Annotated in this window: 33 protein-coding genes and 1 other annotated feature; of the genes, 9 read left to right on the forward strand and 24 right to left on the reverse strand. The window is 47.5% G+C overall.

The window, feature by feature from the left end:
• Window positions 1-229 precede the first annotated feature (229 nt).
• Window positions 230-1,207 carry an asparaginase gene (locus IEW48_RS05375; protein WP_188622909.1) on the forward strand — a complete coding sequence of 326 codons (978 nt, stop codon included), beginning with the start codon at window positions 230-232 and terminating at the stop codon, window positions 1,205-1,207.
• A 124-nt stretch (window positions 1,208-1,331) separates the two neighbouring features.
• On the opposite strand, the gene IEW48_RS05380 is transcribed toward IEW48_RS05375, so the two are convergent.
• From IEW48_RS05380 to IEW48_RS05410, 7 genes are all read right to left on the reverse strand, one after another.
• Window positions 1,332-2,606, reverse strand: coding sequence for a Glu/Leu/Phe/Val family dehydrogenase (locus IEW48_RS05380; protein WP_188622910.1), 1,275 nt, complete (start codon window positions 2,604-2,606; stop codon window positions 1,332-1,334).
• 151 nt (window positions 2,607-2,757) lie between these two features.
• Window positions 2,758-3,363: a genetic competence negative regulator gene (locus IEW48_RS05385; RefSeq protein ID WP_188622911.1), complete on the reverse strand. Its 606-nt coding sequence runs from the start codon at window positions 3,361-3,363 to the stop codon at window positions 2,758-2,760.
• Between the two features lie 169 nt (window positions 3,364-3,532).
• Window positions 3,533-3,946: a hypothetical protein gene (locus IEW48_RS05390; RefSeq protein ID WP_188622912.1), complete on the reverse strand. Its 414-nt coding sequence runs from the start codon at window positions 3,944-3,946 to the stop codon at window positions 3,533-3,535.
• A gap of 116 nt (window positions 3,947-4,062) precedes the next feature.
• Entirely contained in the window at window positions 4,063-4,569 is a 507-nt protein-coding gene (locus IEW48_RS05395) for an NUDIX domain-containing protein (RefSeq protein ID WP_188622913.1), read from the reverse strand.
• On the reverse strand, window positions 4,566-5,363 hold the full coding sequence (locus IEW48_RS05400; protein ID WP_188622914.1) for an SDR family oxidoreductase: 798 nt from the start codon (window positions 5,361-5,363) through the stop codon (window positions 4,566-4,568). The genes IEW48_RS05395 and IEW48_RS05400 overlap by 4 nt, the downstream gene beginning before the upstream one ends.
• Before the next feature lie 63 nt (window positions 5,364-5,426).
• Window positions 5,427-5,999: an isoprenylcysteine carboxyl methyltransferase family protein gene (locus tag IEW48_RS05405; protein WP_188622915.1), complete on the reverse strand. Its 573-nt coding sequence runs from the start codon at window positions 5,997-5,999 to the stop codon at window positions 5,427-5,429.
• On the reverse strand, window positions 5,972-7,078 hold the full coding sequence (locus IEW48_RS05410) for a type III polyketide synthase (protein ID WP_188622916.1): 1,107 nt from the start codon (window positions 7,076-7,078) through the stop codon (window positions 5,972-5,974). Before IEW48_RS05410 ends, IEW48_RS05405 begins: the two co-directional genes overlap by 28 nt.
• 193 nt (window positions 7,079-7,271) lie before the next feature.
• Here IEW48_RS05410 and IEW48_RS05415 point away from each other — a divergent pair, with 193 nt between their 5' ends.
• Both IEW48_RS05415 and IEW48_RS05420 read left to right on the forward strand, forming a co-directional pair.
• Window positions 7,272-7,577, forward strand: a complete 306-nt coding sequence (locus IEW48_RS05415) for a hypothetical protein (protein ID WP_371874827.1) — start codon at window positions 7,272-7,274, stop codon at window positions 7,575-7,577.
• A gap of 14 nt (window positions 7,578-7,591) precedes the next feature.
• Window positions 7,592-7,936, forward strand: a complete 345-nt coding sequence (locus IEW48_RS05420; RefSeq protein WP_188622918.1) for a spore coat protein — start codon at window positions 7,592-7,594, stop codon at window positions 7,934-7,936.
• Between the two features lie 36 nt (window positions 7,937-7,972).
• On the opposite strand, the gene IEW48_RS05425 is transcribed toward IEW48_RS05420, so the two are convergent.
• Entirely contained in the window at window positions 7,973-8,173 is a 201-nt protein-coding gene (locus IEW48_RS05425; RefSeq protein ID WP_188622919.1) for a hypothetical protein, read from the reverse strand.
• A 154-nt stretch (window positions 8,174-8,327) separates the two neighbouring features.
• Between IEW48_RS05425 and IEW48_RS05430 the strand changes: the two genes are divergently transcribed.
• Window positions 8,328-8,441: a YjcZ family sporulation protein gene (locus IEW48_RS05430; RefSeq protein ID WP_188622920.1), complete on the forward strand. Its 114-nt coding sequence runs from the start codon at window positions 8,328-8,330 to the stop codon at window positions 8,439-8,441.
• A gap of 19 nt (window positions 8,442-8,460) precedes the next feature.
• On the opposite strand, the gene IEW48_RS17630 is transcribed toward IEW48_RS05430, so the two are convergent.
• The 5 genes from IEW48_RS17630 to IEW48_RS05455 all read right to left on the reverse strand — a co-directional run bounded on the left by IEW48_RS17630 (window position 8,461) and on the right by IEW48_RS05455 (window position 10,006).
• Window positions 8,461-8,709: a transposase gene (locus IEW48_RS17630; protein WP_188622921.1), complete on the reverse strand. Its 249-nt coding sequence runs from the start codon at window positions 8,707-8,709 to the stop codon at window positions 8,461-8,463.
• Window positions 8,616-9,056, reverse strand: a complete 441-nt coding sequence (locus tag IEW48_RS05440; RefSeq protein ID WP_188622922.1) for a transposase — start codon at window positions 9,054-9,056, stop codon at window positions 8,616-8,618. Before IEW48_RS05440 ends, IEW48_RS17630 begins: the two co-directional genes overlap by 94 nt.
• 190 nt (window positions 9,057-9,246) lie before the next feature.
• Entirely contained in the window at window positions 9,247-9,420 is a 174-nt protein-coding gene (locus tag IEW48_RS05445; RefSeq protein WP_188622923.1) for a hypothetical protein, read from the reverse strand.
• A complete protein-coding gene (locus tag IEW48_RS05450) occupies window positions 9,413-9,682 on the reverse strand; it encodes a hypothetical protein (RefSeq protein ID WP_188622924.1) in 270 nt (89 codons plus the stop codon). Before IEW48_RS05450 ends, IEW48_RS05445 begins: the two co-directional genes overlap by 8 nt.
• A 33-nt stretch (window positions 9,683-9,715) precedes the next feature.
• Window positions 9,716-10,006 (reverse strand): transposase, encoded by a 291-nt coding sequence (locus IEW48_RS05455; protein ID WP_188622925.1) that lies wholly within the window; start codon window positions 10,004-10,006, stop codon window positions 9,716-9,718.
• A gap of 319 nt (window positions 10,007-10,325) precedes the next feature.
• Between IEW48_RS05455 and IEW48_RS16995 the strand changes: the two genes are divergently transcribed.
• Window positions 10,326-10,472: a VOC family protein gene (locus tag IEW48_RS16995; protein ID WP_229703955.1), complete on the forward strand. Its 147-nt coding sequence runs from the start codon at window positions 10,326-10,328 to the stop codon at window positions 10,470-10,472.
• A gap of 65 nt (window positions 10,473-10,537) precedes the next feature.
• On the opposite strand, the gene IEW48_RS05465 is transcribed toward IEW48_RS16995, so the two are convergent.
• From IEW48_RS05465 to IEW48_RS05485, 5 genes are all read right to left on the reverse strand, one after another.
• Window positions 10,538-11,581 (reverse strand): LLM class flavin-dependent oxidoreductase, encoded by a 1,044-nt coding sequence (locus IEW48_RS05465; RefSeq protein ID WP_188622926.1) that lies wholly within the window; start codon window positions 11,579-11,581, stop codon window positions 10,538-10,540.
• 274 nt (window positions 11,582-11,855) lie between these two features.
• Complete coding sequence (locus IEW48_RS05470) at window positions 11,856-12,446, reverse strand: nitroreductase family protein (protein WP_188622927.1); 591 nt, start codon at window positions 12,444-12,446, stop codon at window positions 11,856-11,858.
• 372 nt (window positions 12,447-12,818) lie between these two features.
• Window positions 12,819-13,400, reverse strand: a complete 582-nt coding sequence (locus IEW48_RS05475; RefSeq protein ID WP_188622928.1) for a CPBP family intramembrane glutamic endopeptidase — start codon at window positions 13,398-13,400, stop codon at window positions 12,819-12,821.
• A gap of 1 nt (window position 13,401) precedes the next feature.
• Complete coding sequence (locus IEW48_RS05480; RefSeq protein ID WP_188622929.1) at window positions 13,402-15,024, reverse strand: RecQ family ATP-dependent DNA helicase; 1,623 nt, start codon at window positions 15,022-15,024, stop codon at window positions 13,402-13,404.
• Entirely contained in the window at window positions 14,972-16,078 is a 1,107-nt protein-coding gene (locus tag IEW48_RS05485; protein WP_188622930.1) for a YpbB family protein, read from the reverse strand. The genes IEW48_RS05480 and IEW48_RS05485 overlap by 53 nt, the downstream gene beginning before the upstream one ends.
• Before the next feature lie 153 nt (window positions 16,079-16,231).
• Here IEW48_RS05485 and IEW48_RS05490 point away from each other — a divergent pair, with 153 nt between their 5' ends.
• The 3 genes from IEW48_RS05490 (at window position 16,232) to serA (ending at window position 19,998) form a co-directional block, all read left to right on the forward strand.
• On the forward strand, window positions 16,232-16,723 hold the full coding sequence (locus IEW48_RS05490; protein WP_188622931.1) for an inorganic diphosphatase: 492 nt from the start codon (window positions 16,232-16,234) through the stop codon (window positions 16,721-16,723).
• A 189-nt stretch (window positions 16,724-16,912) separates the two neighbouring features.
• Window positions 16,913-17,176: a binding site (T-box leader), on the forward strand.
• Window positions 17,177-17,270: 94 nt separating this feature from the next.
• A complete protein-coding gene (locus IEW48_RS05495) occupies window positions 17,271-18,422 on the forward strand; it encodes a pyridoxal-phosphate-dependent aminotransferase family protein (RefSeq protein ID WP_188622932.1) in 1,152 nt (383 codons plus the stop codon).
• Window positions 18,412-19,998 carry a phosphoglycerate dehydrogenase gene (gene serA, locus IEW48_RS05500; RefSeq protein ID WP_188622933.1) on the forward strand — a complete coding sequence of 529 codons (1,587 nt, stop codon included), beginning with the start codon at window positions 18,412-18,414 and terminating at the stop codon, window positions 19,996-19,998. Before IEW48_RS05495 ends, serA begins: the two co-directional genes overlap by 11 nt.
• Window positions 19,999-20,145: 147 nt before the next feature.
• Here serA and IEW48_RS05505 read toward each other — a convergent pair whose 3' ends face one another.
• Together IEW48_RS05505 and IEW48_RS05510 are read right to left on the reverse strand one after the other, a co-directional pair.
• Window positions 20,146-20,781, reverse strand: coding sequence for an NUDIX hydrolase (locus tag IEW48_RS05505; protein WP_229703956.1), 636 nt, complete (start codon window positions 20,779-20,781; stop codon window positions 20,146-20,148).
• 15 nt (window positions 20,782-20,796) lie between these two features.
• A complete protein-coding gene (locus IEW48_RS05510; RefSeq protein WP_188622934.1) occupies window positions 20,797-21,018 on the reverse strand; it encodes a DUF2905 domain-containing protein in 222 nt (73 codons plus the stop codon).
• 71 nt (window positions 21,019-21,089) lie between these two features.
• Here IEW48_RS05510 and IEW48_RS05515 point away from each other — a divergent pair, with 71 nt between their 5' ends.
• Window positions 21,090-21,620, forward strand: coding sequence for a L,D-transpeptidase (locus IEW48_RS05515; protein WP_188622935.1), 531 nt, complete (start codon window positions 21,090-21,092; stop codon window positions 21,618-21,620).
• 12 nt (window positions 21,621-21,632) lie between these two features.
• Here the strand turns inward: IEW48_RS05515 and IEW48_RS05520 are convergent, their stop codons facing one another.
• The 4 genes from IEW48_RS05520 to IEW48_RS05535 all read right to left on the reverse strand — a co-directional run bounded on the left by IEW48_RS05520 (window position 21,633) and on the right by IEW48_RS05535 (window position 26,643).
• Entirely contained in the window at window positions 21,633-22,667 is a 1,035-nt protein-coding gene (locus IEW48_RS05520) for a superoxide dismutase (RefSeq protein WP_188622936.1), read from the reverse strand.
• A 116-nt stretch (window positions 22,668-22,783) separates the two neighbouring features.
• Window positions 22,784-23,875 carry an ABC transporter permease gene (locus IEW48_RS05525; protein WP_188622937.1) on the reverse strand — a complete coding sequence of 364 codons (1,092 nt, stop codon included), beginning with the start codon at window positions 23,873-23,875 and terminating at the stop codon, window positions 22,784-22,786.
• Window positions 23,872-24,786 carry an ABC transporter ATP-binding protein gene (locus IEW48_RS05530; protein ID WP_188622938.1) on the reverse strand — a complete coding sequence of 305 codons (915 nt, stop codon included), beginning with the start codon at window positions 24,784-24,786 and terminating at the stop codon, window positions 23,872-23,874. Before IEW48_RS05530 ends, IEW48_RS05525 begins: the two co-directional genes overlap by 4 nt.
• Before the next feature lie 153 nt (window positions 24,787-24,939).
• Window positions 24,940-26,643, reverse strand: a complete 1,704-nt coding sequence (locus tag IEW48_RS05535; protein WP_188622939.1) for an ABC-ATPase domain-containing protein — start codon at window positions 26,641-26,643, stop codon at window positions 24,940-24,942.
• Window positions 26,644-26,663: the final 20 nt, after the last annotated feature.

Genomic DNA, 26,663 nt, shown 5'->3' on the forward strand with positions numbered 1-26,663 from the left:
GCGCTGAAGGGATTGGTTGGTTTTTAAAACAGGATAAGAAATGACCAAGAGAGTACCCTCAAACAATGAATCCGCTTACATCCATGATGGGGATAAAAAACTCTGCCCGGAAATACTTGACTCACACCTGGTCAGACCATAAACTTTGGAACTAATGGGGCTGTGCTATAATGAAAGATGTAAATGACACAATATAAATGTTATAAATTACACTGCGGAGGATACGAAAATGTCCAAGAAGAGGATCCTTATCATCCATACGGGCGGTACCATCGCCATGTCACAAGATCAAACAAGCGGAGCTGTTGTTCCCACGGATGAACATCCCTTAAACGATGTGCATACCGTTTTAGAACCATATGCGCACATCAAAGTGGACCATTATCTTAACCTCCCTTCTCCCCATATAACACCCCAACTGATGTTGGAACTCGCTCAAAAAATAAAAGCAGAACTCAAATCAAACGGCTGGGACGGTGTCGTGGTGACACATGGGACAGACACACTGGAGGAAACAGCGTACATGCTTGATTTACTTCATGACGGCCACCAACCGGTTATTGTCACAGGTGCCATGCGCTCCAGCAATGAATTAAGCGCAGACGGTCCCCTTAATCTGGTTCAATCAGTTCGTGTGGCTGCCCATGAGGAGGCCAAAGGCAAAGGGGTCTTGGTGGTCTTTAATGATGAAATCCACACGGCCAAAAATGTGACCAAAACCCATACCAGCAACATTAGTACGTTTCAATCCCCCCAATATGGTCCCATTGGCATCACAACCAAACATGGCATTTATTTTCATCACAAGCCGATCCGCAGAGATCGTTATGACGTCAACAAACTGTCCAAAAAGGTGATATTGCTGAAAGCTGTAGCCGGAATGGAAGCGGATTGGGTGGAACAAATCGCCCGCTCTGGTGTTGACGGTCTGGTCTTTGAAGCTTTCGGGCAAGGTAATTTGCCTGTAACCGTTCTCCCAGCTGTGGAAAAGCTGATTCAGCAGGGAATTCCCATTGTCATGGTTTCCCGTTGCTTTAACGGAATTGTTGAAGGGTTATACGGCTATAAAGGAGGAGGCAAACAATTAAAAGAGATGGGCGTGATTTTTTCCAACGGATTAAACGGTCCCAAAGCCCGTCTTAAATTAATGGTAGCCTTGGAGCTGACCACTGACCGGGAGGAACTGCAAGAGATCTTTCTCCGCTAAGAAATAATGCTCCTTCCTTCCTATTCCTTTACCAGCAAATGGGTTTGTCAGGAAAACAAGCAAAAAGGGCTGTCCCAAACTAGCTTAAGTTGGAACAGCCCTATGTGTACTCTTTTTCGTTCAGCTACACCCAGCCTCTGAAGCGGGATGCTTCAGCCATCTTGCGTACTCCGACCATATAGGCAGCCAGACGCATGTCAACCTTGCGAGTCCTAGCCGTCTGATACACATTCTCAAATGCTTTGACCATCTTCTCTTCCAAACGCTTCTCCACTTCTTCTTCAGACCAATAATAGCCCTGATTGTTTTGCACCCATTCGAAATAGGAGACCGTTACGCCTCCGGCACTGGCCAATACATCCGGCACAATCAAAATGCCCCTTTCAGTTAAAATCTTGGTGGCTTCCAGGGTGGTCGGGCCGTTAGCTGCCTCCACCACAATTTTGGCTTTGATGTTGTGGGCATTTTTAGCCGTGATTTGGTTCTCAATGGCTGCTGGAACGAGAATGTCGCAGTCCAGTTCAAGCAGCTCTTGGTTTGTAATCGTATCTTTAAATAAGTTAGTCACCGTGCCAAACGAGTCCCTGCGATCCAATAAATAATCAATATCCAGGCCTTCGGGATTATATAAAGCACCATGGGCATCTGAAATGCCGATCACTTTGGCCCCGGCGTCATGCATAAACTTAGCTAGATATCCCCCAGCATTGCCAAAACCTTGAATCACTACTCTGGAATCTTCAAGGCGGATGCCTTTTTTCTTAGCAGCCTCCCGAATACAGATGGTGACCCCTTTAGCAGTAGCTGACTCTCTGCCGTGAGAGCCGCCAAGTACAAGGGGCTTCCCAGTGATAAAGCCTGGAGAGTCAAATTCCTTGATCCGGGAGTATTCATCCATCATCCAAGCCATAATTTGGGAATTCGTAAATACATCTGGAGCCGGGATATCTTTTGTCGGGCCTACGATTTGGCTGATGGCCCGCACATAGCCTCTGCTTAAGCGTTCCAGTTCACGGAAAGACATTTTACGGGGATCACAAACAATTCCGCCCTTTCCGCCTCCATAGGGCAAATCAACAATGCCTGCTTTCAAACTCATCCAGATAGAAAGCGCTTTCACCTCATCCTCAGTAACATCAGGATGGAAGCGGATGCCCCCTTTGGTCGGTCCTACAGCATCGTTGTGCTGAGCCCGGTATCCGGTAAACACTTTCACAGAGCCGTCATCCATCCTCACCGGAATGCGGACGGTGAGCATGCGGATGGGCTCTTTGAGCAGCTCATATACTTGCTCGGGATAACCCAGCTTATCCAAGGCTTCCTTAATGACCATTTGTGTTGATTGTAACAGATTCATACTTTCCTGTGCGTTTTTGGATTCTTCAGCTTTATCTCCCATTTTGTACTCCCACCTCATCGTCATGGTCAATATTCACCAAATAGTATACACCTTCCGCAGATACCTTTAAAGATTTTTTAACAAAAAAAGCCGGACATTTTCCCAGCCCATGTGAAACCCCCTTTCACGGCTGTGAGAAGGGGGAATTGCTTCAGGGTTTAAAATAACGGCATATCGTTTCAACGGCCCGCTCTTTTATGATGACCGTACCATATTCGTTTAAAACGTATTTACTTTGAGTGGATGGCTCACCAAATTCAGATAACAAGGCAATGAACAGTTCATAAACTTCATCCTCAACGACCAAATCTTCAAACAGTAAATAATAACGGTCATTATATTTGTACAGCGTTCCATCTCCTTCAAGGAATGGCGCCAATTTATGAGCCACTTGTATGCAATCATCCAATTCGTTGAAGACAAACAAAATATCGTCACTTTCATCTAACGTGACTTCGAGTTCATAATAATCTTGCATATCTTCATGTTCTTCGTCTCGAACCGCATCCACCGCACCGCGTCCGCGGGTGACAATAACCACCATTCCCTGTGCAGGTAAGGAATAAACCTCAACAGCTACGGGTCCGTTCACTTCAAAGTCCAGTTCCTGGTATGCCTGATTCATCATATCATGAAACAGCTCATGAATCTTGGGGATATCTTGCCAAATATCTTCCTTGTTAATTCCTCGCTCCATGAGATCATCAAAAGTGAGGAATATGCGTATCTTATCCTGGTTGAGGCGCTCTAATTTCATAGCTGAACCCCCTTACCTTCCCTTTATATACTATATGAACCACTATTGCTTTATGTTCATTGCTGATCGCTTCCTTTGTCAATTAGGCTGAACCATCTGTCTTTATTTATACTTTATCACAACCTGCCCAAATAGGGAACAGGATATGACTTCCGCTGTTGTTGGAAAATCAGTCTTTGAGCACGATAACTTCCTTTTTTTTCCTTAGATAATTGGCAACGAATTCATATATACCAAAACCAGCTGTTAAGATTACAGCCAGATGGCCAAAGGAAAACAACACCCGCACATGGGCAATGGTTAATAAACCAGCCAGGAGCGTCATCTGGATTGGCCATTGGCGGAAAAGCAACGCGACTTTGCATTCATAGATGATCTTGCGCCACAAGACGAGGGCGATACACAGAAAGCAGACGAGCAGGAAAAAGCCGCTCAGATAGTGGAACGGCCGGAAAATCAAGGCGGACATAAAGTCCTCCAGTAAGGCCAGGTCCAATTCACTTAATCTCGGCCAGACACTGATTGCTGCTGAACTGAGGAGCCAGGCCAACAGCAACAGCCCCCAGTTTGTCCAGTGCTGCACCAGAATATCCTCCTTGTCTGTTTTGTCCCAGGTAGAACAAAACAAGCCTATTTCACTTTATGCCCGCCCATATGAAATTTATCACTTTTTTCATTGAGCAAAACGAGATTTTTTAGTCAATAAACAGAACGGATTTTTAAAACCGTTTGCCGAACACGGTCAAACACTCCATCACACACGAGGGGAGAATACCCCTGTTCTTCAGAGGGGTGAATATTTGGGTCACACAACACCGGGCCATATGTATCCTCACCTGTCACATAGTGTTGTACTAAGTGACTGATGACAGCCACATAAATATTTTTAACAAAGGGGGTTTCACCAGCAGGAAACACGGTGTACTGCCCCACAAGCCACACGCTCCTGGCTACCCCGCCAGTCTCCTCTTTTAATTCCCGCACCACGGCCTCCAGCGGGCTTTCTCCTTTTTCCACCTTACCGCCCGGCCATTCTATCCCCCGTCTTTTGTGGCGGGTAAACACCAATTGGTTTTGATACAAAGCTAAGGCCACAACATGCCCGGCCTCATGAAATTCTTTGGGGAACAGTTTAAGTTCAACCCGATGGTGGTAAGCTCCCCGAAAAGAGACGCAATCTTCCTCTCCCCATAGGACCATCCTCATCTTGGTTTCCCTTCTTTTTTGTTTCGTGTCAACTGCTTGGCTTGAACATTCAACCCGCCATTGATATCGATAATACTGCCGGTAATGAAGTCGGAATCTTCCTGCACGAGAAAAGCGATCACCCGGGCAATATCCTCTCCAGATCCCGGCCGCCCAATGGGCGCCAAATTAAAGGATCGTTCCTGTCTCACTTGTTTAATCGTTTGCTCCTTATGCGGGCCAACAATATCTCCTGGACAGACCATATTAACGGTAATCCCGTATTCGCTCTCTTCCATGGCTAAGCTTTTAGTCAGCGAAACAAGCCCAACCTTGGCAGCTGCAAAAGCGGCCCGGTGCATCCAGCCTGTTGCTTCATGGGCGTGGCTGAACCCCAAATTAATAATCCTGCCCCACTTTTTTTGGCGCATGTGCGGTATCGCTTCACGGCATAAATAAAACGCAGCCGACAAATTGCCATTGATCATTAATTCCCATTCCTCGTCCGTATAGGCAACAAGTTTTTTCCGCTCAAAAATATAGGGGCCTGCGTTATTAATTAAAATGTCAAGGCTGCCCAGTTGGTCTACTGTCTGGCGAACCATACGGCGGCAATCTTCTTTGCGGGATACATCCCCCTGCACCAGCCCACAGCGGACACCCTGCTCGATAATACGCTGCTGGAGTGCGAGGGCTTTATCGCGGCTTTGACGATAGTTAATCATGACATGGATCCCTTGTGCGGCAAGATGCTGGGCCGTTTGTACCCCCAATCCACTGGCACCCCCGGTAATTAATGCGACACGGCTTGGCACAGTGTTCACTCCCTTATCAGGTTAAACTCATTATAGCAAACATCGCCATGACTTTTAACCATATCATGGTATTAATCGGGATTTAGCGCCAAAGACTTGTGCATAATTGGTCGCTTCTTGCAAAGCTTTTTCTTCCAGTGGAATGCGCACAGCAAGCAGCATGATTTTTAATAGGGTAAACAGGCCAGCGGTGAAGTAAGCTTCAAACATCAACGGAAGAGTGACAAACTCCACTAAAACCACTGCATAATTGGGATGACGGACAAAGCGGTAGGGGCCGCTGGTCACCAGCTTAACGCCAGGGAGTACAAAAATACGTGTATTCCAGAACTTACCAAGCGATGCAATACACCACACACGCAACACTTGAGCCAAAACAAATACTGCAAACAGCCAAGCCCACCACGGCGGCAACCCTTTACGCCAGAGCTGAACTTCTAATATAAGGGACAAAAAGAAACCCACATGCACTAATACCATGTACTTGTAATGCTCGCGGCCAACTTCATAGGCTCCTTGGCTCTTCATCCACTGCCCATTCCGTGCAGCAATGCCTAATTCAAGCAACCGTTGCGCGATAACGAAGCTGATAACCCCCCAAAAAAAGGTCAAGCGCGCCCCCTCCCTTCTTGCCATTGGAGCAAGACCATCTCGGAGCTGAATCCGGGACCAAGGGCCGTCAGCAGTCCATAGTCACCCCATTCGATCTCTTGCCGCAGAAAGTGTTCCAACACAAATAAAACCGTGGCTGATGACATGTTGCCATAATTTTTTAAGACGTATTGTGCTGTCGATAAACGTGACAAGGGAATGCCCAACGCCACACTGTAGGCCTCCAACACTTTTTGCCCACCGGGATGGACAATCCAATGTTGACACCGTTCCAATTGTAAACGATGACGGGCCAAAAACTGTTCCACATTAGGCCTCAGCCAATCTTTAATGACAAAGGGAATGCTCTTGGAAAAGACCACATAAAACCCCTCGTTCTTAATCTCCCAGCCCATCACATCTTCGGAGTGGGGCTTAAAGGAAGATTGTGAGCCTACAATCCATGGAACAGATCTCAAAAAGGATAGCTTAAGCAACGGAGATTGATCACCTGCTACCAAAACACAAGCCGCCCCATCCGCAAATAAGGAGGTACCTACCAGATTGCTTTTAGATTTATCCTGGTGTTGGAATGTTAAACTGCATAACTCTACACTGAGTACCAATACACTCTGTTCTGGATGAGCCAGACAATAATCACAGGCTCTGGCTATGCCAGCAGCTCCCCCTGCACAGCCCAAGCCCCAAATCGGGAGGCGTACCGTATGAGGGGAGAAAGGAAGGAGATTCATGATTCGGGCCTCAATCGTAGGAGTGGCTAACCCTGAGCTGGAAATGAAAATAATCGCACTAATCTCTCCGGGCTGGATCTTCCTCTTTAAAAACCTCGGGTCAGACAGGCACTTATTAATCGCCGCCACACCCAGGCGGCACGCCTCACGGATAAACCGGTCATTCTTTTCCTGAAAAGAGCGCTCCGTGCTAAACCAGTTTAAAGGGGCACTAAAATAGCGCTGGTCAATGTTAGCATTTTCAAACACCTTTAAATAACGCTCCAGGTCAGCATAATCATCTTTAAACAAGGTTTTGACGGAATCAACAACTTCCCGCTGAGACACGCGGTAAGGAGGGGTTTGACAATGGACGGATATAATGGCAGGCATGTGTTGCTCCTCCTCGCAAAAACAGGATCCAAACTAGCCCGGGTTATAGATCAGTATGGGCCTAAAAAGCTGGGTTGATACCCTTTTTCTTCCGATGTGGTGTTATTCTTACTTTGTTGAACAAATGGAGGATAAAAGTGGTGGCCAGGGGATAAATTATAAACGAAACCGCAACCAATCAAAGGAGTGTGAAATGATGCAGCAGCAACAACAACCAGTTAACCAGCAACAACCTCTGATGCCTCGTCCGCCACAAGTCATAACCTCCAAAGATCTGGCTTATTTGACCGATCAATTGTCCTGGCAGCTGACGGCGACGAAAAAATGCCACCATTTTGCCCAGGAATGTATCGATCCTGAGATCAAAGCCGCTCTCGACCAAGCAGGTCAGATGCACATGCGCCACTATCAGATGCTACTTCGTCACTGCCAACATAACAACACCCAGGTTATGCAAAGCATACCGCAACCGTCCCAAAATCAACAATCAATGCAATAAGGAGCTGATACGACATGGTGACCAAACAAGATCCCAATGTGATTGCCAATCCTTCCTCCAACCAGCCTAAAGGCCCCCAAATGAATGATCGTGACCGTATGAATGATTGTTTAGCCACGGAAAAATATCTGTGTCAAAGTATTAATACAGCCACATGGGAAGCGAGTCACGATCAACTACATCAAGATTTGAAAACCATCTTAAATCAAACTCAGGAGTGTCATCGCAACTTATATAACTTGATGTTTAAAAAAGGATGGTACAAGCTGCAAGCTGCCGATCAAATGCAAATTGACAATACGTACCAACAATTTTCCAACTATACTGCCCAACTTCCTTATCAGAATCAAATGCAATAAGTCATAAAAACTAACACATGATAAAGCGACCTCCCATTACTGAAGGTCGCTTTTGTCTTGATCTCCAGCGGTCTGTTGCAGATTGGCCTCCTCAGTGCCCAAGGGGTATCCGTAGGAGCGATGCACATCCATCCACTCACCCATCTGGATCAAAGGAATGTTAAAGTTAACCATGGAATTATTGAATTCACTCAAGCGTTCATATTGGCTTTTGTTATTGTTTGGCTTGTTCGTCAAGATCGTCACCTCTTGATGGATATTTGTCCTTTGTCTCAGTAGTATATCCAAAAATCAGCGTTTACCCTGGAGAAAATGTCCAAACACATTTTTATCATCTACATATGCTATGTATGTGAGATCTCACCAAATCCTGATGAGGAGGTTTTCCAGCATGAGTGGTGCTTATCCTGTATCTCCTTGGAGCTCATTTGCGTTGATTGTAGTGTTGTTCATTCTGCTCATCATCGTTGGATGTGGGTGCTTCTTAGGCCACGTCGCTTATTAATCAATGACAAAATAACAGCTCATCCAACCCCCCTTCTCACGTGGCTGTCCGATAAGTCCTTAAAATGAAGCAAGTGGAGAAAAACAATTCGTTTCTCTCCACTTGCTTTTATATTTTTTCGATTTTTATCTGAAAGTAGCTGGCGGATGCCGGCTACTTTCAGTATGTTGTGGGCTAATGCCACAATCCCAAACTCGACATGTACCTTGTCGAGGCCCCGCAAAGAAAATCTGCGGAACGACCGATTGCCCTTGATGTGACCGAACACACTAATTCTGCCTCGACTTTGCGTCGAGCGTAGATGGCGGCTTTCTCTTCACATTCAAGGGCTGTTTTGGCCTTTGCTTTCATTTCTTCTGCTTTCATTTCTTCGAAGATGGGATTCCAGTGAACTTGACGATTTCCCTTCGCTTTTGTGCATTTCGCTTTCAATGGGCAATCGGTACAATCTTCACATTCGTATATTTTGAAGCTTTGTTCATAGCCAGATGGATTCTTTTTGTTTTTGTATTTTTTAAACGTTACTCTCCTTCCATTCGGGCAAATAAAACAATCATCCTCTTCACAATAGGTCCAGTTTTTGGCATTTTTAATGTCTTCCTGAATCCGTGACATATGGACGGGATTGGTTTAAATATTTGCCACATGATGACTTATAGACATTAAAATGATCACAAAATATTTGATTATCACCTTAAATACCTATATATTCCAGCCCATCCCCCGCCCAGCAGATTTCGATGGCATGCCAAAGATGCCCTGGTCACAGGGCGTTTGAGTGACAGGTCAAATGTCTGGGCGAGGTTTAGGCAAAAGCCTGATAGAGCCGTTTAAACGGTGTTAACCAAGCCCGTGATCCAATATACAGATATTGCCGGCGGGCATGTGTCACCATTTTTGCTGCCAGGGTGATCAACGTCTGGATCACCGTCCGGATCCGGCGCCGCTGCACTTTTTTGCGCAGGGGGCTGTCATTCACCCGCAAACTCTCCTGACTGATGATCCGCAGCAGGGTAGCAGCAGGGTATAGGTAAACAGCCCCAGACATAAGAGATATCGGCCACGTCCTCATCCAGATCCGTCCAATAAACATCCACCGTGATCTCTGGGATTAAAAGAATCTGGCCATCTTTGGCGATCGTCGTTTCCCGCACATCAAACACCTGATAGACCGGTTGGGGCAATCCCGGATCGGTCACACGGATTTTACCCGTATAGCGTGTGCACCCCTCCCGGATCACCGTGGCTTTTCCCTGATCCTGAGCAATGGCCAGCTAGGCTTCGGGGGATTCCCGGCGCAGGTTGCGTTTAATGATAAAATGCACCCCTTCTTCCTGACAAACGGCCAGGTTGTTCAGGGCATCGTTGCCGGCATCCATCCGTAACAACAAGGGTTTCTCTGTCATGCTTTTGGCCCGAGGAATCATCTCCCGCAGTTTTTGGTCCACCTCTTTCTGGACATGGGTGCGCCCTTCGCGCAACTCGGCATACAACCCGTACCCTTCCCGGCCAATATAGGCCAATAAGGGGGCATAGCCATCACAGCCTTTGTAGGTCCGGCTCACGCCTTCTTTGTGGGTATCGGTGTTATCAAAAGGNCACTGGGCTCAAGACCTGCCTTTCTGGGTAACCGGACCATTTCATCCAGCAGGATATTCCGCCACTTTCTGATCTGGGCCAGCCCATCTAGACGCTGGCGGAGCCGGGCTCGAGACGGCACACTTTTGAGCTGAAGGGCATATTGGGATTTTACCCGCACTTTCCATTCGGAAAAATGGAAAGTGTTTGCAGCGGAGGGAGAGCTTCCGAGCGTTCCTTATTTCGCTATACAATCATAAGCCAAACGAGAATTTGATCGGGTTTTGGGCGCATGACCGGGAGGAGGTGGACGGGATTGCAGAGTTTGTTGTTCGATATGGGGGCACCATCGACAGCGGTCCCTGGCAGTTCCCGATCAGTCCGACTTATTATGCGGTTTATTTTCAGGATCCTTGCGGAAACAAGTATGAAATGGTCCACCGATTAAATTGATTCAGCACCCGTTGTTGCCCAGCCGAAACCTTTTCTTGCTGCTAGCTTCTTTTAGTGGATATCGGTTACGGTTTACGATTTTTGCGGGCAATTTCCCGCTTGACGGCCGGTGCCACTTTAGTACCCAGCAGTTCGATGGCACGCAACACTTTTTTGTGCGGCAGCGTGCCGACGGTCAATTGCAGAAGGAAGCGATCGTGGCCGAAAATTTCATGCTGGAACAAGATTTTTTCGATCACCTGCTCAGGGCTGCCGACAAAATTGGCGCCCCGTAAGGAAAGAGAGAATTCGAACTGCTCCCGGGTCAATGGCGGCCAACCGCGTTCCCGTCCCAGCCGATCCATCATCGTTTTAAACGCTGGAAATGCAATGTCAGCTGCTTCCCGCGACGAATCGGCGAGAAAACCATGTGAATTGATACTGAGGCGTGGCGTTTCGTGCCCCGCCTTTTGCGCTGCCTCCCGGTGTAATTGAGCAAAGGGGGCGAACCGTTCGGGCAGACCACCGATGATGCCCAGTGCCATCGGAAGACCGAGCATGCCTGCACGGACGGCCGACTCCGGGGTTCCTCCAACGGCTATCCAAACCGGAAGCGGATTTTGCAGAGGCCGCGGATAGATCCCTAGATTGTCCAGCGACGGACGATGCTTTCCCGCCCATGTGACCCGTTCGGATTCTCGCAGCTTGAGCAGCAGATCAAGCTTTTCTTCAAAAAGCTCGTCATAATCTTTCAGGTCGTAGCCAAAAAGGGGAAAGGATTCGATAAACGAACCGCGGCCGACCATGATTTCAGCGCGGCCTTGAGTGAGCAGGTCCAAGGTGGCAAATTGTTGAAACACCCTCACCGGATCGTCAGAGCTTAAGACGTTTACTGCACTGGTCAACCGAATGCGTTTGGTGCGGGTCCCGGCAGCGGCAAGCACTACCGCTGGAGCCGATACGGTGTAGTCGGGACGATGATGTTCACCAATGCCGAACACATCCAGTCCGACTTGATCGGCTAGTTCAATTTCCTCCATCAAGTTTTGCAGCCGTTCCCCCGGGCTAATCAATTGACCGGTTTCCGGATCAACCGTCCGTTCTCCAAATGTGTAAATGCCGATTTCCATTCGTTGACCCCTCCTTTGATTACTGTTCGTTCATAGTTAGATTTAACTTATCTTATTTATTCGACGTCAGGCAATAAAAAGGGCTTAAGGCAGCAATCGCCTTTCCTCAAGGGTGTTTTGCTATGGATGGGAAGTTCGTTTCGGACAATTTTATTGTAAGAAAAATTTAGCTGACAAGGAAGACGAGACGCCCCAAGATTTTTCCCTAATTTGCTTATGGAGAGGGAATGCTGGTGCTTAAATTGCAAGAATAAATGCAACAACTCCCTAAATTTTAAGCATAGGGTTGATCGTTTTCGATCCAGATTGTTTTCTTTTCCACAGGCGTTCTAGTCCGTAGCGGTGGTTCAATATCGGGGTAACCGAGATAAATAAAGCCCATCAGTTCATCTTCTTCCTTTAAACCGAACAATGCCTTCATTTTCGGATGATAAGCAGGTTTTCCGGTGCGCCATATCGCACCCAGTCCTAAAGCATGAGCGGTGAGAAGCATATTTTGGATCGCCGCACTGACAGCTGCTTGTTCTTCTATTTTCTCGACATTGGGTTTCGCAACTGCTGGCGTACAAGCAACAGCAATGATGACCGGGGCCCGGAAGGCTTTTGCTTCTGCCCGTTTTAGTTTCTCCCGGTTTTGGGGTGTGTCTGGATCCTCCATTCCCTCTTTGGCAATCTCAGCCAGTATGCGCCCCAAAGGACGCCTGCCTTCTCCAGTCAGCACGAAAAATTTCCATGGTTCGGTCATATGGTGATTGGGAGCCCAGCTGGCCGCCTCCAATATTTTTTCAATCTTGTCCTTCTCCACCAGGTCCGGTTTCACCTTGCCAATACTGCGCCGGGTACGAATAGCTTTGAGTACGTCCATCACCATTCACCTCACAAAATGGCTTTTGTTTTATCATCAGGACAACTTCCAGTAGGAGAGTATAATCATGGCCATGATAAGGGCCAAAAACGTAAACAGCAGAATCTGTAAAAACGGTGAATGCACACGTCTGGTTTTTGTTTGTTTGCGCCTCCGCCCGTGTTTGGTATGCCGCGGAGGAAGTGAACTTGATTCTTTTGGTTGAGTATATCCCTGATGTGGCTTGCTTATCCCTTCAAAAGATGAATGCTGCCTTTTGACTTCCATTGTATATAACACCCTTTATGTGGTTACTGCCATTCACAATCAGTTGTATTTTGCCCCTTTAACATTCGGCACTGCTGCCCAAAATCCTCTTTTTTTCGACACCCGTTATTCTTTGTGAAACAGACGGTAACGCAACATGACGCCCAATGTAAAATCAATGGCAAAGTGGGCCGTAAATACAGCCCAAAAACTTCCGGTCCACTCATATAACCCGCCAAACCCAAAACTGATCACAATGACCAGCAAGGCATACAGCCATTGATTAAAATAGCGAAAATGGATAAGCGCAAACATTAAGCTGGCCCAAAACCAGCCCAATAAATTTTGAAGGACGGCCCTGAACAACCATTCCTCAACCAAGGCAACACCTACTGCGATCAAGGCGATTTGCCATACATTGACGTCTCGGAATAAACGCTCATTAACACCGCCATCATCAAAGTATGATTTGGGCACAAATCTCATTAACACGAAATCAATGAGCAGCACAATGGCAGCAAATCCTAGGCCTGCTGCAACCGCAAACAAAAGCCGCTCAGTATGAAACAGATCAGTCAAGAAAACCTTCCGCCGCAGAAAAAAGTGATAGAGGATGAGTCCGGCCACCAGCAGAATGCCCTGGGTTAGGACAAGATTAAGATATAATGTGCGGTTGTCCATTTGTTCCAACATATCGCGCTTGTTCATGTTAATCTGCTCCTTCGACTGGCCACAGCCGCCTGACTTTTTCTTGCCAGGTTAACGCATGAGCCCGGGACGTGCGACATGGATTTTCCACGTCCGTCCAAATCACGTCAGAGGCGAGGCCGCAATGATCACAACAGCTCTCAGGCTTAATACTTTGTTCTCTAAAGGATTGCTGATGGGGGTGGGCAAAATAGTCCAGGATAAACCGGCGCCTGCAATTGGGACGCTTCAGATTTAGCCAGTGATACATATGCTGAATCTTTTTCAGCTTATGTCGCCTTAAGACCTCCAATGTCTTTCTTATCTGCTCCCTGAGCTCAGGTGTTACTTGTCCTGTAACAGCGACAGGCTGCTGTTCTTTAAACCGCTGGAAACGGCACACCTCCAGCTGTTCCAGATAAAACAGGGCCGTCTCCAGCGCTTGGGCTGAACAACCCACTTGTTCACACAGTTTAACAAAAGGCACAAGAAGGTCTTTTCCAAAATAATAGTCAAAAAGTGTGAACAGGCGCTGCAAATGGGATTCCTGCAGATATTCCTGCTCAACAAAATGATAGGGAATCTGTTTATCTCCTTCTTGGACAAGCACGTAAGAGAGCCCTCTCTCTCCATCACGGCTGGCACGGCCCATTTCCTGCACATAGCTTTCCAAGTTAGGTGGAAAATGATAATGAATGACAAAGCGGATGTCAGGCTTATTAATCCCCATCCCAAAGGCACTGGTGGCGCAAATCAGCCGCAAGTCACCCTGGAGGAATTGATGTTGGATCTTCTGCCGCTCATCACTGCTCATTCCCCCGTGATAATAGGCCACATCATGAATCCCTCTGGAGATCAACGTCTGGCAGACCTCTTCCGCTTTTTGGCGGGAAGAAAAATAAATCATCCCGGGATCATGCCGTTTTTGCAAAAAGTTCTCGATTTTGGCCAGTTTCTCCGCTTCTCCATTCACCTTTTCTACATAGATGGCAATATTGGGCCGGTCAACACTGTAAATAAAAGTCTGAGGGTCGACCAGTCTTAAACAGCGACAGATATCCTCCACCACTTCCCTGGTCGCTGTGGCGGTGAGTGCCAAACAGGGTGGCCGTCCAAGCACCTCCCTTACATCGGCCAGCTTCAAATAATCAGTACGAAAATCATGCCCCCACTGGGATATGCAGTGAGCCTCATCCACCACAAACAGGGCTATATGCAGCTGTTTTAAATGGTGTAGAAGTTGGTGGTTTTGAATCCCTTCCGGGGATACATACAGCAAACGATAGCGGTGAAGATCCCTTAGGATCAGCTGACGTTCAGACAAGGATAGCCCGCTGTGCAGCGCCATCACATCTTTGCGCCCTTGCAGCCGGGCTTCACGCAGTTGATCTTCCATCAATGAAATTAACGGTGTGATCACCACCGTTAAGCCGGACAACACAAAGGAAGGAAGCTGGTAACATAATGATTTTCCTCCTCCGGTCGATTTAACAACCAGTGTATCGTTCCCGCTCAGAACTGAGCAGATAATCTCACGCTGGCCATGACGAAATGACCGGTATCCGAAATGAACCTGCAAAAGCTGTTCAAGATTAACCTTTTCCTCCCCGTAGTTCATCGTTTCCCTGTGGCTCCCCTGTTTCATGCTCCTCTCCCTTTACCAAAGCAAGGCGAATCTGAAAGTAGGAGATATCGTCAGGCAAATGTTCTTTAATAGGGCGTATCCTTTTGGTTTGCAGCCGTTTACTGACCTGCCTGACCGCCTTCATCACATCATCAGAAATAAATTGCCTGTAGTCAAAATCAGGATTGTGAATGGCAATATCGATCACATGATCCTCAATTGTGCTTTGTTTTAACCCTCTCAAGTTTGCTATCTCCTCCAGTGTATGCCCACGCCGAAGCAGCCGATAGGTTTCAAGAGCCGACTGCATCAGGCCGGCCTCTTCCCGCCGGTTCTCCTCAGTCAGCCGGGTAAAAAGAGTGGCTCTCTTTTGACTGAGCATATACAATGTGGCCGCCGCCTGCAAGGTATAAATCCGCACGAACACCTCCGGAATCCCGTAGCGGTGTTCCAGCTGTTTATATGTATACCCCGCCACCTTGTACCCGCTCAAGCGGTCCAAAAGCAAATGGGCCAGCAGATCATCATCGAACTCAGACAAATGTTGGGTGAGCGAATGCACCCACTCCCTGGCAAAATGGTGTTTATCTTTGATGCCTTTCCAGAATGATTTAACCCAAATTTGAATGTGCATATCACTGATTGCTGGCTGGTAACGGGCAGCACCAGCCAAATAATAGGAAATCACCTGACCCAACAGTTGAAACCTGCCCCAAAAGCGGCGGATGTCCTGCATTGTTCGCCCGGTTTGTTTCCATTTGAAGGCGCGCTCAAAAAAACGGAGATTGGTCAATTGCTGCTTTAACCCTGACCGCGCAGCCTTAGTCACAAGAAAACGGTCTTTTTCTTGCCTGGATAGGTAACCTGCTAAACTTAAACAGGACACAGTCCGGTCATAATCGTGGCGGCTTAAGTCCTGAAGCAGCCCATAGAAAGCACTAAATCCGAATAATTCAGCATCTTGGATGGCTTGTGTGCTTTTGCGGCCCGTTAAAATATGATAACAACTGGACACCGTCCGTTCTCCGTTTAGCTGCTGGAGCATATACAAGAGCAGCACATCCAATCCTTTCACCCACTCACACCCTCTCCATCCCAAAGCCTGCTCTAATATTTTACCATGTTCTGGACAAAGCGGTCAGAAGTAAAACTTTTCATTCCAATTTCTCCTTGTTATAATGAACTTATCCTACATAACAAACGATAAAGACAGAAAGGGGCTCAACAAATGGCAGAGAATCGAATAGTGGATGCCTTTATTGAAATTCCGACTGGAAGCCAAAACAAATATGAGTACGATAAGGAGCGAGGGGTTTTCCGCCTAGACCGTGTGTTGTACTCTCCCATGCATTATCCCACCGAGTATGGCTATTTGGAAAACACCTTGGCCCGCGACGGCGATCCCCTGGATATCTTGGTCCTGACCACTTTCCCAACCTTTCCCGGCTGCGTCATCCGCTCCCGTGTCATCGGGGTGCTGATCATGTCTGATGACAAAGGTGAAGACGAAAAACTCCTTGCTGTACCTGCCGATGATCCGCGCTGGGATGAGGTGAAGTCGCTGGACGATGTACCCAGCCACATTTTAAAAGAAATTGAGCATTTCTTTAAAGTATACAAAGACCTGGAAAACAAAAAAACCAACATCGTGGGCTGGGAAGGGGTCGAAAAAGCAAACGAACTGATCGATGACGCCCTGGCCCGCTACAACAATCAATAAGCTCTCGTTTTGCTTGATTTCACACTCTGTTCCGGCTCATTAGCAGCCGGAACTTTCATTTTGGCCAGGACGGCTGCCACTGAACACCCTTGTAAGAAGTTGTCAGAAAAAAATCAAAAAAAGTAATTGACTTTTCTTGCGGTACCGTGATAAATTTAGTATTAAAATTTACATCGTTAAAAAATATCACACAAGACAATGAAGGAGATTGATATAGACACAGGGTATCTGCAGAGAGCCGATGGTTGCTGCGAATCGGTGGTACCTGTCTATATCTGAGCACTCCGGAGTCGATAGGCCGAACCCGCTGGTAACCTAACCCGCTGGTAGTAGGTCTATCCGGCACAGCACCGTTATCTGCGTCTGGTATCTTACCAGCCGAGGCATGTATCGTGAGGTGCATGCGAATGAGGGTGGTACCGCGAAGGTGTGCACAAGCCTTTCGTCCCTTAACCAAAGGGGTGAAAGGTTTTTTATTTAAACGCTTTCAATCTGCATGACCAAGCTGCATGACCAAGGTGAGAGATAGGAAAGGAGAGAAACTCAAATGTTACCCGATTACCAACTGTTACGCATCCCTGGCCCCACGCCCATTCCGCCCAGTGTACAACGGGCCATGAGCCAGCCTATGGTGGGGCATCGCAGTGCATCATTTCAAGAACTGCTGTCCAGAGTAGCTCCCCGCTTGAAACCTTTGTTCGGGACAAAGCAGGACGTCCTGATTTTGACCGGCAGTGGCACCCTGGCCCTGGAAGCCGCTGTGGTCAATGCTCTGGATGAAGGTGAAGCAGCCCTTGTGCTGGTTACCGGGGCCTTTGGTGACCGTTTCCGCAAAATGTGCCAAACTTATGGCCTAGACACCTATGTGATTGAAAGTGAATGGGGGCGTGCCTTTGATGTGGAAGAGGTGGAAAACTTCCTTCGCCAGCACCCCCACATCAAAGCTGTCTTTGCAACTTACTGTGAAACATCTACAGCAGTGCTTAATCCCATCTGGGAACTGGCCAAAGTGATTCAGCAAAACTCGGACGCCCTGTTTATCGTCGATGCCGTCTCTTGTTTAGGCGCCGTTGAGACGAAAATGGATGAATGGGGAATTGACATTCTGGTTACAGGTTCCCAAAAAGCCTTAATGTTGCCTGCCGGATTGGCTTTCGCAGCGATTAGTGAAAAAGGTTGGCATAAGGTGCAACATAACCGGCGTCCCCGCTTTTACCTTGATCTCAGCCGTTATCAACAGAGTTTAAGTGATCATGCCACACCTTTTACACCTGCTGTATCCCTTGTCATGGGTTTGGAACAGGCACTCAACTTAATCGAAGAAGAGGGATTGGAGCAGGTCATCAAGCGTCACCAAGTGCTGAAAGAAATGACCAGGCAAGCTTTTAAAGCCTTGTCCTTACCCCTTTTAACTTCGGATAAGGACGCATCACCCACTGTGACCGCCGTCCGGCCCAGCCAGTTTAGAGCTGATGACCTCCGGTCCTTGCTGAGAAAAAAGTTTGGGCTGACATTGGCAGGCGGCCAGCAAAAATTAAAAGGGGAAATTTTCCGGGTTGGACATATGGGCTACTGCTCCCCGTTAGATGTTTTGCAAACCATTGCCGCCATTGAAGTGGGGCTTAAGCAGTTAGGAATGGAAATCAAGCTAGGCCAAGGAACACAAGCAGCAGAGGAGGTTCTGATTCATGACCTATAAAGTGCTTGTCAGCGATCCGGTAAGCGAAGAAGGATTAAAGATCTTGCGAGAGGCTGCACATGTAGAAGTAGTGCAACAGACAGGCCTGAGTGAAGAAGAGCTGGCCAACGTCATCGGCCAATATGATGCTTTGATTGTGCGCAGCCAAACGCAGGTGACCGCAAAGGTCATCGAACGGGCAGACCGACTGAAAGTGATCGGCCGGGCAGGCGTAGGTGTGGACAATATTGATCTTCCTTCAGCCACAGCTAAAGGGATCATGGTCGTCAATGCCCCCGATGGCAATACGATTTCGACTGCCGAACATACCTTTTCCATGCTAATGGCCCTGGCCCGCCGTATTCCACAAGCTTACCTTAAACTCAAGCAGCACATCTGGGACCGGAAAGCTTTCGTGGGGGTTGAACTGAACGGGAAAACCCTGGGAATTATCGGACTGGGGCGCATTGGAACCGAAGTGGCCAAACGGGCTAAAGCTTTTAACATGACAGTGATTGCATATGATCCCTATTTGACTCCTGAAAAGGCGGAGAAACTGGGGGTCCATTACGGCCAGCTGAATGATGTGCTTAAACAGGCTGATTTCATAACTGTCCATACCCCTCTGCTTAAGGAAACCCGGCACATGATCAGCCATGACCAGTTTAAACTGATGAAAGACGGTGTGTACATTTTAAACTGCGCCAGAGGCGGTATTATCGATGAAGATGCGCTATATGAAGCGATCATTACTGGCAAAGTGGCTGGCGCAGCACTGGATGTGTTTGAGGAAGAGCCGGCTACCCACCACCGCCTGCTTGAACTGGATCAGGTCATTGCCACTCCCCATCTGGGGGCCAGCACCAAAGAAGCCCAGAAAAACGTTGCCATCGATGTCTGCCACGAAGTGTTAAAAGCCCTTGAGGACCAGCCCGTGAAAAACGCCGTAAACTTGCCATCCATCCCGGCACACATTTTCAAGAAAGTGGAGCCTTATTTCCTGCTCAGCGAGCGCCTAGGTTCATTTGTGGCTCAGGCAGCTGTCGGTGCGGTCAAGGAAATCCATATTTCCTATGCCGGTGAGTTGACTGACCTGGATGTGGGACCCTTAACACGCAATGTCATCAAAGGGGTGCTCTCCTATCACCTTGGTTTGCAGGTGAATCAGGTTAATGCCCCCTATTTGGCCAAACAACGGGAAGTGCAAATCAACGAACAAAAAACCTCCTCAAGCGGTGGCTTTACTAACCTTATAGAGGTAAGGCTAGTGACCACCCAGGAAACGAAGCGTGTGGCAGGAACCTTGTTAAATGGCTATGGGGCCCGCATCGTTAAAGTGGATCAATATTCCATTGATGTGGAGCCCACGGGCCACCTCATTTATGTGCGCCACTATGACCGTCCTGGTGTCATTGGCCGGGTAGGCACCCTGCTTGGCAGCCATGATGTTAACATTGCCACGATGCAAGTGGGACGCTCCGATGTAGGTGGCGATGCCATCATGATGCTCACGGTCGACAAACCGGTCTCCAAAGAAGTGCTTGATCAGCTCAGCGACTTGCCTGAGATCAAGTCCGTCATTGAAATTGACCTTTAAAGCCTTTTATATAACATCATTTAAATTTAAAAACCCTCTGCCATTGCTTTAATCTTATACAAAAATTGGCAGAGGGCAGTTTATTGTATGTTTCATCGGACTTACTGCCTTCGTTTGACCACACAACGGCGTTTTAAGAAACCTCTCCTAATCGATTCCTTCCTGCTTAAGCAGCTGCACAAAATGATACAAAATCCGGGCTGTCATTCCCCAAATCACATGACCGTCATATCGATAAAAATACTCCGGAATATAACTTTGGCGCCATTTGTAATTCTTTCCATTCACAATGAGTTCATACGGAAAGTCCTTCGGCGGCTCTATTTTGAGTGTCACATCGTACCGTTTAGGTGATGTTTGTAAAAAATAAGCCATAGGGACAGAAAAAACTTCTTCCACTTCATTGGGATCAGGGCGAAGAACTGCCCGTTCATCAATTATACCGACAAAAGGGTAAATATGGTTGTGATAATGGGTCACCAGCACATCTAACGGGGCCAAAATGGCCACATCTTGCTTGCTGATACCCAGTTCTTCGCACGTTTCACGCAGCGCTGCTTGACTTGGAGCAGCATCCCCTTTTTCCACCCGTCCTCCGGGAAAACAAATGTCTCCCGGTTGCCGTTTCAAGTGTGCTGCCCGCTTTTCAAAAAGAATGTGAAGCCCCCCTTCTTGGTGAAGGAGAGGGACCAACACGGCAGCCTTGACTGCCTGCTCATGGCCCAGGATCTGTACCTGGCGCCCGCTTAATTGTTTAATCTTGTCCAACACCTCTTCCTTCAATACACGACAACTCCTTTAACGGAAAAAACGACCTGCTATAGAGAGTAAAACAGAGAGGATAATACTAATAAGCAGCATCGTGACAATGGGAAAGTAAAAACGCACGTTTTCTTTCTCAACCACGATGTCTCCCGGCAAGCGTCCTAACGGCAACAGGCGTCCAAACAGCTGCCAAAATAAACCGATCCCGATTAAAATAACACCGCCGATGATCAGCCACTTGGCAATATCGTTCATGATACACCAACCCCTTTCGTCAACGTGATTATTTTTACATAGCTTAAAATATGTCAGGTTAGGAGGACATTATGCAAGCGAGCATTTTTGGCAAGCAGTGCTTCTTCTTATGCATCCTTTGTTTAGTATGGCTTTTTTTACCTGCTGTAGACCATCACGCCGAAGAAAATCCTCTCATAGAGGAATATGAGGGGGTATATCTGGAAGTCATCAAAAAACGAAATATCATGAACGTTTATCTAAATAATCATATCATTTTCAGTTTCAAAGTGGCAACAGGTAAGGCAAGGGAAACCACGCCTACTGGTGTTTACCAAATTGTAACCAAAGTCAAAAATCCATGGTATCTGCCTAAAAATATTGACGGCGGCTCTCCAAAGAATCCCTTGGGGACAAGATGGATGGGGCTTAATGTAGGGCAAACCAACGGGTACAAATACGGCATTCATGGGACCAATGATCCCTCCTCCATTGGCCGACATATCAGCTCCGGGTGCATCCGTATGTACAATGAAGATGTGGAATGGCTGTATGAACATATCCCCTTGTATACGTTCGTCATAATAAAAGAAGATGAAGAAGACCACCCTTCTTCATCTTAAAAGTGTAACCGTTTAATAAGGCATCCAGCGTAACTTGCGGGCTTCCTGAAAACGTGCAGCCACATCTGACCAATTGACAACATTCCACCACTGGTCTACGTATTCTCCACGGTTGTCTTTATACTGAAGATAGTAAGCATGCTCCCAGACATCTAACACAAGGAGAGGAATAACATCCCACTGGGCAAAATGCTGATGTTTTTCTGCAGCTAAAATTTCCAGACGGTGAGACCGTGGTGACCAGACTAGAAGGGCCCAGCCAACCCCCTCCACTTCCTTGGCCGCTTCGCTGAAATGTTTTTTAAACTGCCGGAAGCTGCCAAAGTCCTGTTTAATTTGTTTAGCCAATTCTCCACTTGGTTCCCCTCCGCCGTTGGGAGACATATTATTCCAAAAAATGGTATGCAAATAATGGCCTGATCCGTTAAATGCTGCTTCCCGCTCCCAATGACGAATCAGCTCAAAATTGCCGGTTCTGCGGGCTTCTGCCATTTTCTTCTCAGCACGGTTTAAGCCGTCAACATAGCTTTGATGGTGTTTCCGGTGGTGCAAGCGCATGATTTCTTGGGATATATACGGTTCTAGTGCATTGTAAGCGTAAGGCAAGGGTGGCAAACGATGACCGCCAATTGGAACAGGCTGACTGCCAGACACTAAAGCTGTCTGCTCATTGCGTTCCGAATCAGTTTCCTGTTCATTGTTAATAAGGGGAGCAGCCATAGTCTGTCCCTGAACTTCAGGTTGTTCTGCTGCAAAAATGGCTTGTTCACCCCAGGTTTCTTCAAAGGACTCATATACCTTCAGGGCCCGTTGATACAACCCGAACACGCCATCCTGGTTTAGGTTTTTATCCGGCGAAAGCTGGGTCTCTTGTATCTCTTTGATCAGCTCCTTTATGGATTCCGCGAAATGTTGCTCCTCACTGCGGCGGAAGTGATCATTTTCGTTGTCAGCGTCACCAGTTTGCAGGACCTGTTGAACATGCTCCGTCCACTCCAGGAGCTCCCTTAAATATTCATCATAGACATCATGCTCCATGTAAACCATATACACCCTCCTCAGCGAGATGATCACCTACATGATATGTGTCCCGCTCTTAGGAAGTGTTTGACTACTCTCCTTCTTTATTTTTAAGGCAGCTGGAGGATGATCTCTATGTTTCCTTACTCCCATTTAAAGACCCAGGCACTCACAGCAAAACTGGTCATAAACCAAACTGTCAATATCAGCGTTGACCACCACAAATCTCCGATTCCGTAACCCAAGTTCATGACCTGTCTTAAACAGTCTGACAAGTGGGATATGGGAATGGCGTAGACCAACGGTTGCAAAAATTCGGGTATATTGGTGATGGGAAAGAAAATGCCGCCTAAAAAGAACATAGGAAAAGACAAAAATCCCGCAATGGGCGCAGCATGTTCAGGGGTTTTGGACAACCCTGCGATGATAAACCCAATAGACATAAACACCAAAGTCCCCAACATAATATAAAACAGAAGCACCAACCAACTGCCGTTCATTTTGGCCCCCAACACATAAATGCCCACTAAGAGCACCAACAAGGCCTGTGTACCGTTCAAAGTCATGCGAGCCGTAATTTGGGCAGCAATAAATGTGGCAGAGGAGACCCCTGCAATTTTAAAGCGGCGTAAAATATGCCGTTCCCGCCATGAGGCAATCTGGGCGGCTACACCGTTCATATTGCTCGATAAAATCATCAAGGCCACAATCCCAGGGACCAAAAAATCAAGATAGGTCAGCTCAGCGGCGCGAACCCCCTGTTTCTCATAGGTGACAATTTCTTCAAAATGAACCAATTCCTTATTTTGCTGGTCTAGGACCTGATCGATCAGGGCAAAACCAAGTTCTGCCAGGCTTTGGTCCACTTCATCATAATAGATTTGCAGCGGTTCCGGGTTGCCCCCGTGCTCAACAGCCCGCCCATATCCAGGAGGCACAACAATGATAAAGGACAGATCCCCTTTTTCCAGCGCCATATTGGCTTCTTCAACATCAGCCCACTCTTCCAAACGGAGTGCATCCAATGCCCTAAAATGCTCCTCTAGCAACAGTGAATAGGCGCTCTCATCCTGGTCGACCCAGGCCGCTTTGATCGTTGTTGAGCCTCCCCCACCCAAAAAAAGCCCCAAAGTGACCATCAAAAACAAAGGAAAAAACGTAGTCCAAAAAATAACCGTTTTGTTGCGAGCAAATAGCTTTAACTGGGCAAGTGTTAGTTGCCAATAACCTCTCATTTCTCTCGTAAGCTCCTCCCAGTTAAATGTAAAAAAACATCCTCCAAGGTTGCCTGGCGTGTCTCGAGATTGAGCAGGGTCTGACCCTGTGCATCAGCCCAACGGATTAAATCGGTTAACGTGTCTTGCAGCTTAGTCGTGTATAAAATCACCTGATCATTAACCGTTGAAACCTTGGTCACACCCCTCAAACCGGAAAAATCTTCTTCATTTTGAGGATTTGTAAATTGTACAGCATGCTCCATTGCCAAGGAAGAGATCAATTTGTCAGGAGTGCCCAAAGCCTTCACTTTTCCTCTGTCCATGATGGCTAAGCGGTCACACAAGATATGGGCTTCCTCCATATAATGGGTGGTCAGAATGATGGTCTTCCCCGCCGATTTAAGGCTTAAAATAATATCCCATAAAGATCGGCGGTTTTGGGGATCCAGCCCGGTGGTAGGCTCATCCAAAAACACAACCCGGGGATCGTGAATTAAAGCGATGCCGATAGCCAAGCGTTGTTTCTGCCCCCCGGATAACGTTTTAACTAAACTGTGGCGCTTGTCCTCAAGATTCAACTGTTTCAAGATCTTCTCCACAGGCAGCCGTTGTGAATAAAAACTGGCATAGAGTGTCAAGATCTCCTCTACCTTCAGCAAATCAAAGAGGGAGGTGGATTGTAATTGAACACCGATCAAAGGACGGATCCGCGCCGGTTCTTTCTGAACAGAAATCCCGTTGATCAGCACCTCTCCAGCGTCTGGCTCCCGCAACCCTTCCATTATTTCCAGAGTTGTCGTCTTACCTGCACCATTAGGACCCAATAAGCCAAAAATTTCCCCCTCTTTGACATCAAAACTGACATTGTCCACAGCTTGAAGATCACCGTACGCTTTTGACAAGTGAGAAACCTGAATCATACTTTCCATTATATACCATCCTATACCATCATAATAAAGGCTCTTGTCTTGCACAAGGGCCTCTGTTGTTCATTATATCCCCTTTTGCAAAAGTGTTCCACCTAACTGTACCTCTTTTTCAACCACGCTAATTTAAATTTTACCCCAAAACCATTAACGGGTTTAACAGTTAATGTGCAAGCTGCGCAAGCGGTTGATGGCAGCCGCTAACTCAAATGGGCGCGGCAACGCCAGATCGCCAGGATGCTGTCCATAAAAGGGGGAAATCACGTCCAGTCCTTTTTCCCCCACCTGCTTGTACAACTCATTAATAATTTCCGGCAACGTCCTCTTTCCGTCCACCCATTTTTTAGCCAGCATATGGATCATATTGGCTATTGCCCTTGTTTGGCTGGGATCCACCAGTTGTTCCACAAAAGTTAAATCAATCGTCTCTTTTCCAAACTGTATATGATGCAAGCCTTTGGCATCCACTTTCTCTTTCTTTCCCTTGCGAGGATTAAAACTGTCGGGACGGGGTGCCCGCTCTGTGATCCGGCCGAAAGAGGACCCTCCTTCTTGCTGCCGGTTGTTACGCAAAGTTTCGGCGATTGTTTTAGCCTGCTGGGTCACATCATAAGGCTGGTATTCATCCATCATAATCACATGATCGGCTTGATCAAAATAATCCCCTGACCCTCCAACAACCAAAATTGTAGATACCCCCAGCTCTTCATAGAGTTGTCTCACCTTGTCCACAAAGGGGGTAATCGGTTCCTTCCCTTTATGCACAAGGCGCTGCATCCGCGCATCCCTGATCATAAAATTAGTGGCACTGGTATCTTCATCGATCAACAATACCTTGGCCCCCATCTCCAACAACTCCATAATATTGGCCGCCTGGGACGTGCTTCCGCTGGCATCGTCGGTGGAGAAGCGGGTTGTATCTTTACCAAACGGCAAATTGGATATAAAAGGAGAAATATTGACTTTCTCCACCCGCCGGCCGTCTTCTGCCCTCACTTTGCAGGCGCTGGCATCAGTAATGACAAACTCCCGGCCATCCCCTTCGATATGATTGTAAACACCCCTTTCCAACGCTTTGAGAAGCGTGCTTTTTCCATGGTACCCCCCACCGACAATCAAAGTGATGCCACGGGGTATGGCCATACCCCGCACTGTCCGCCCGTGGGGAAGGGAGATTTCTACTTCCATTGATGGCGGAGATTTAAACGGTACGGCTTGCTCCTTGGACATGGGTCGGTTGCTAACCCCGCTCTCCCGGGGCAATATGGCGCCGTTCGCCACAAAAGCCACCAATCCATGTTCTTTGAGATAAGCCCGGATAGCTTCCTGTTGGTCACTGAGTTGAACATGCTTAACCAGGCGCATTTCATCAAAGGAGAAAAAAGCCCGCTCCACAATGGACGGGAGATAAACAAAAAAGATGCGCTCCGCCTCCTTGGCCAGGATGCGCCTTCCTTGTGCTGGCAGCCCAACTGACAGACGCAATTCCACCTTATCTTCAAAGATGCGGACAGCCGTTCGTTTTAAAATTTCTTGACCAGGTTCATCAACAGCTATCATTCCGCTTTTTCCTGTTCCTCTGCGCAGTGGATTCACCTGACGGATGGCACGCGCAGTTTCGCGGGCTAGGAAATCTTCCACTGCCGTCTGGCGGGAAGATGTATTAAACCATTCCGCCTTGAGAGGCAGGTCTGATTGGGACATTTCTATCCGAATCCGGGAAGGGCTGGCAAAAGGGTCACCCTGAACATGATCAATATGTAAACGAAAGCGGTCAAAACGGTAACTCCCTTGAAGATCTTTGTATGCTTTATATCCTTTTCCATCTATTCGTCTTAACTGGTTATGAAGCCGTTGCATACTTGCTTCATCCTCCTCCT

The organism is Caldalkalibacillus thermarum, from assembly GCF_014644735.1.
In the GTDB taxonomy this organism is placed as follows: Bacteria; Bacillota; Bacilli; order Caldalkalibacillales; family Caldalkalibacillaceae; genus Caldalkalibacillus; species Caldalkalibacillus thermarum.

What these genes read in the sequence shown, in the direction of transcription:
- IEW48_RS05375 (WP_188622909.1), top strand. Translation starts at nt 230, where the DNA reads ATGTCCAAGAAGAGGATCCTTATCATCCATACGGGCGGTACCATCGCC.
- IEW48_RS05380 (WP_188622910.1), bottom strand. Translation starts at nt 2,606, where the DNA reads ATGGGAGATAAAGCTGAAGAATCCAAAAACGCACAGGAAAGTATGAAT.
- IEW48_RS05385 (WP_188622911.1), bottom strand. Translation starts at nt 3,363, where the DNA reads ATGAAATTAGAGCGCCTCAACCAGGATAAGATACGCATATTCCTCACT.
- IEW48_RS05395 (WP_188622913.1), bottom strand. Translation starts at nt 4,569, where the DNA reads ATGAGGATGGTCCTATGGGGAGAGGAAGATTGCGTCTCTTTTCGGGGA.
- IEW48_RS05405 (WP_188622915.1), bottom strand. Translation starts at nt 5,999, where the DNA reads ATGGCAAGAAGGGAGGGGGCGCGCTTGACCTTTTTTTGGGGGGTTATC.
- IEW48_RS05410 (WP_188622916.1), bottom strand. Translation starts at nt 7,078, where the DNA reads ATGCCTGCCATTATATCCGTCCATTGTCAAACCCCTCCTTACCGCGTG.
- IEW48_RS05415 (WP_371874827.1), top strand. Translation starts at nt 7,272, where the DNA reads ATGATGCAGCAGCAACAACAACCAGTTAACCAGCAACAACCTCTGATG.
- IEW48_RS05420 (WP_188622918.1), top strand. Translation starts at nt 7,592, where the DNA reads ATGGTGACCAAACAAGATCCCAATGTGATTGCCAATCCTTCCTCCAAC.
- IEW48_RS05430 (WP_188622920.1), top strand. Translation starts at nt 8,328, where the DNA reads ATGAGTGGTGCTTATCCTGTATCTCCTTGGAGCTCATTTGCGTTGATT.
- IEW48_RS05440 (WP_188622922.1), bottom strand. Translation starts at nt 9,056, where the DNA reads ATGTCACGGATTCAGGAAGACATTAAAAATGCCAAAAACTGGACCTAT.
- IEW48_RS05465 (WP_188622926.1), bottom strand. Translation starts at nt 11,581, where the DNA reads ATGGAAATCGGCATTTACACATTTGGAGAACGGACGGTTGATCCGGAA.
- IEW48_RS05470 (WP_188622927.1), bottom strand. Translation starts at nt 12,446, where the DNA reads ATGGACGTACTCAAAGCTATTCGTACCCGGCGCAGTATTGGCAAGGTG.
- IEW48_RS05475 (WP_188622928.1), bottom strand. Translation starts at nt 13,400, where the DNA reads ATGAACAAGCGCGATATGTTGGAACAAATGGACAACCGCACATTATAT.
- IEW48_RS05480 (WP_188622929.1), bottom strand. Translation starts at nt 15,024, where the DNA reads ATGAAACAGGGGAGCCACAGGGAAACGATGAACTACGGGGAGGAAAAG.
- IEW48_RS05490 (WP_188622931.1), top strand. Translation starts at nt 16,232, where the DNA reads ATGGCAGAGAATCGAATAGTGGATGCCTTTATTGAAATTCCGACTGGA.
- IEW48_RS05495 (WP_188622932.1), top strand. Translation starts at nt 17,271, where the DNA reads ATGTTACCCGATTACCAACTGTTACGCATCCCTGGCCCCACGCCCATT.
- serA (WP_188622933.1), top strand. Translation starts at nt 18,412, where the DNA reads ATGACCTATAAAGTGCTTGTCAGCGATCCGGTAAGCGAAGAAGGATTA.
- IEW48_RS05510 (WP_188622934.1), bottom strand. Translation starts at nt 21,018, where the DNA reads ATGAACGATATTGCCAAGTGGCTGATCATCGGCGGTGTTATTTTAATC.
- IEW48_RS05515 (WP_188622935.1), top strand. Translation starts at nt 21,090, where the DNA reads ATGCAAGCGAGCATTTTTGGCAAGCAGTGCTTCTTCTTATGCATCCTT.
- IEW48_RS05520 (WP_188622936.1), bottom strand. Translation starts at nt 22,667, where the DNA reads ATGGTTTACATGGAGCATGATGTCTATGATGAATATTTAAGGGAGCTC.
- IEW48_RS05525 (WP_188622937.1), bottom strand. Translation starts at nt 23,875, where the DNA reads ATGAGAGGTTATTGGCAACTAACACTTGCCCAGTTAAAGCTATTTGCT.
- IEW48_RS05530 (WP_188622938.1), bottom strand. Translation starts at nt 24,786, where the DNA reads ATGGAAAGTATGATTCAGGTTTCTCACTTGTCAAAAGCGTACGGTGAT.
- IEW48_RS05535 (WP_188622939.1), bottom strand. Translation starts at nt 26,643, where the DNA reads ATGCAACGGCTTCATAACCAGTTAAGACGAATAGATGGAAAAGGATAT.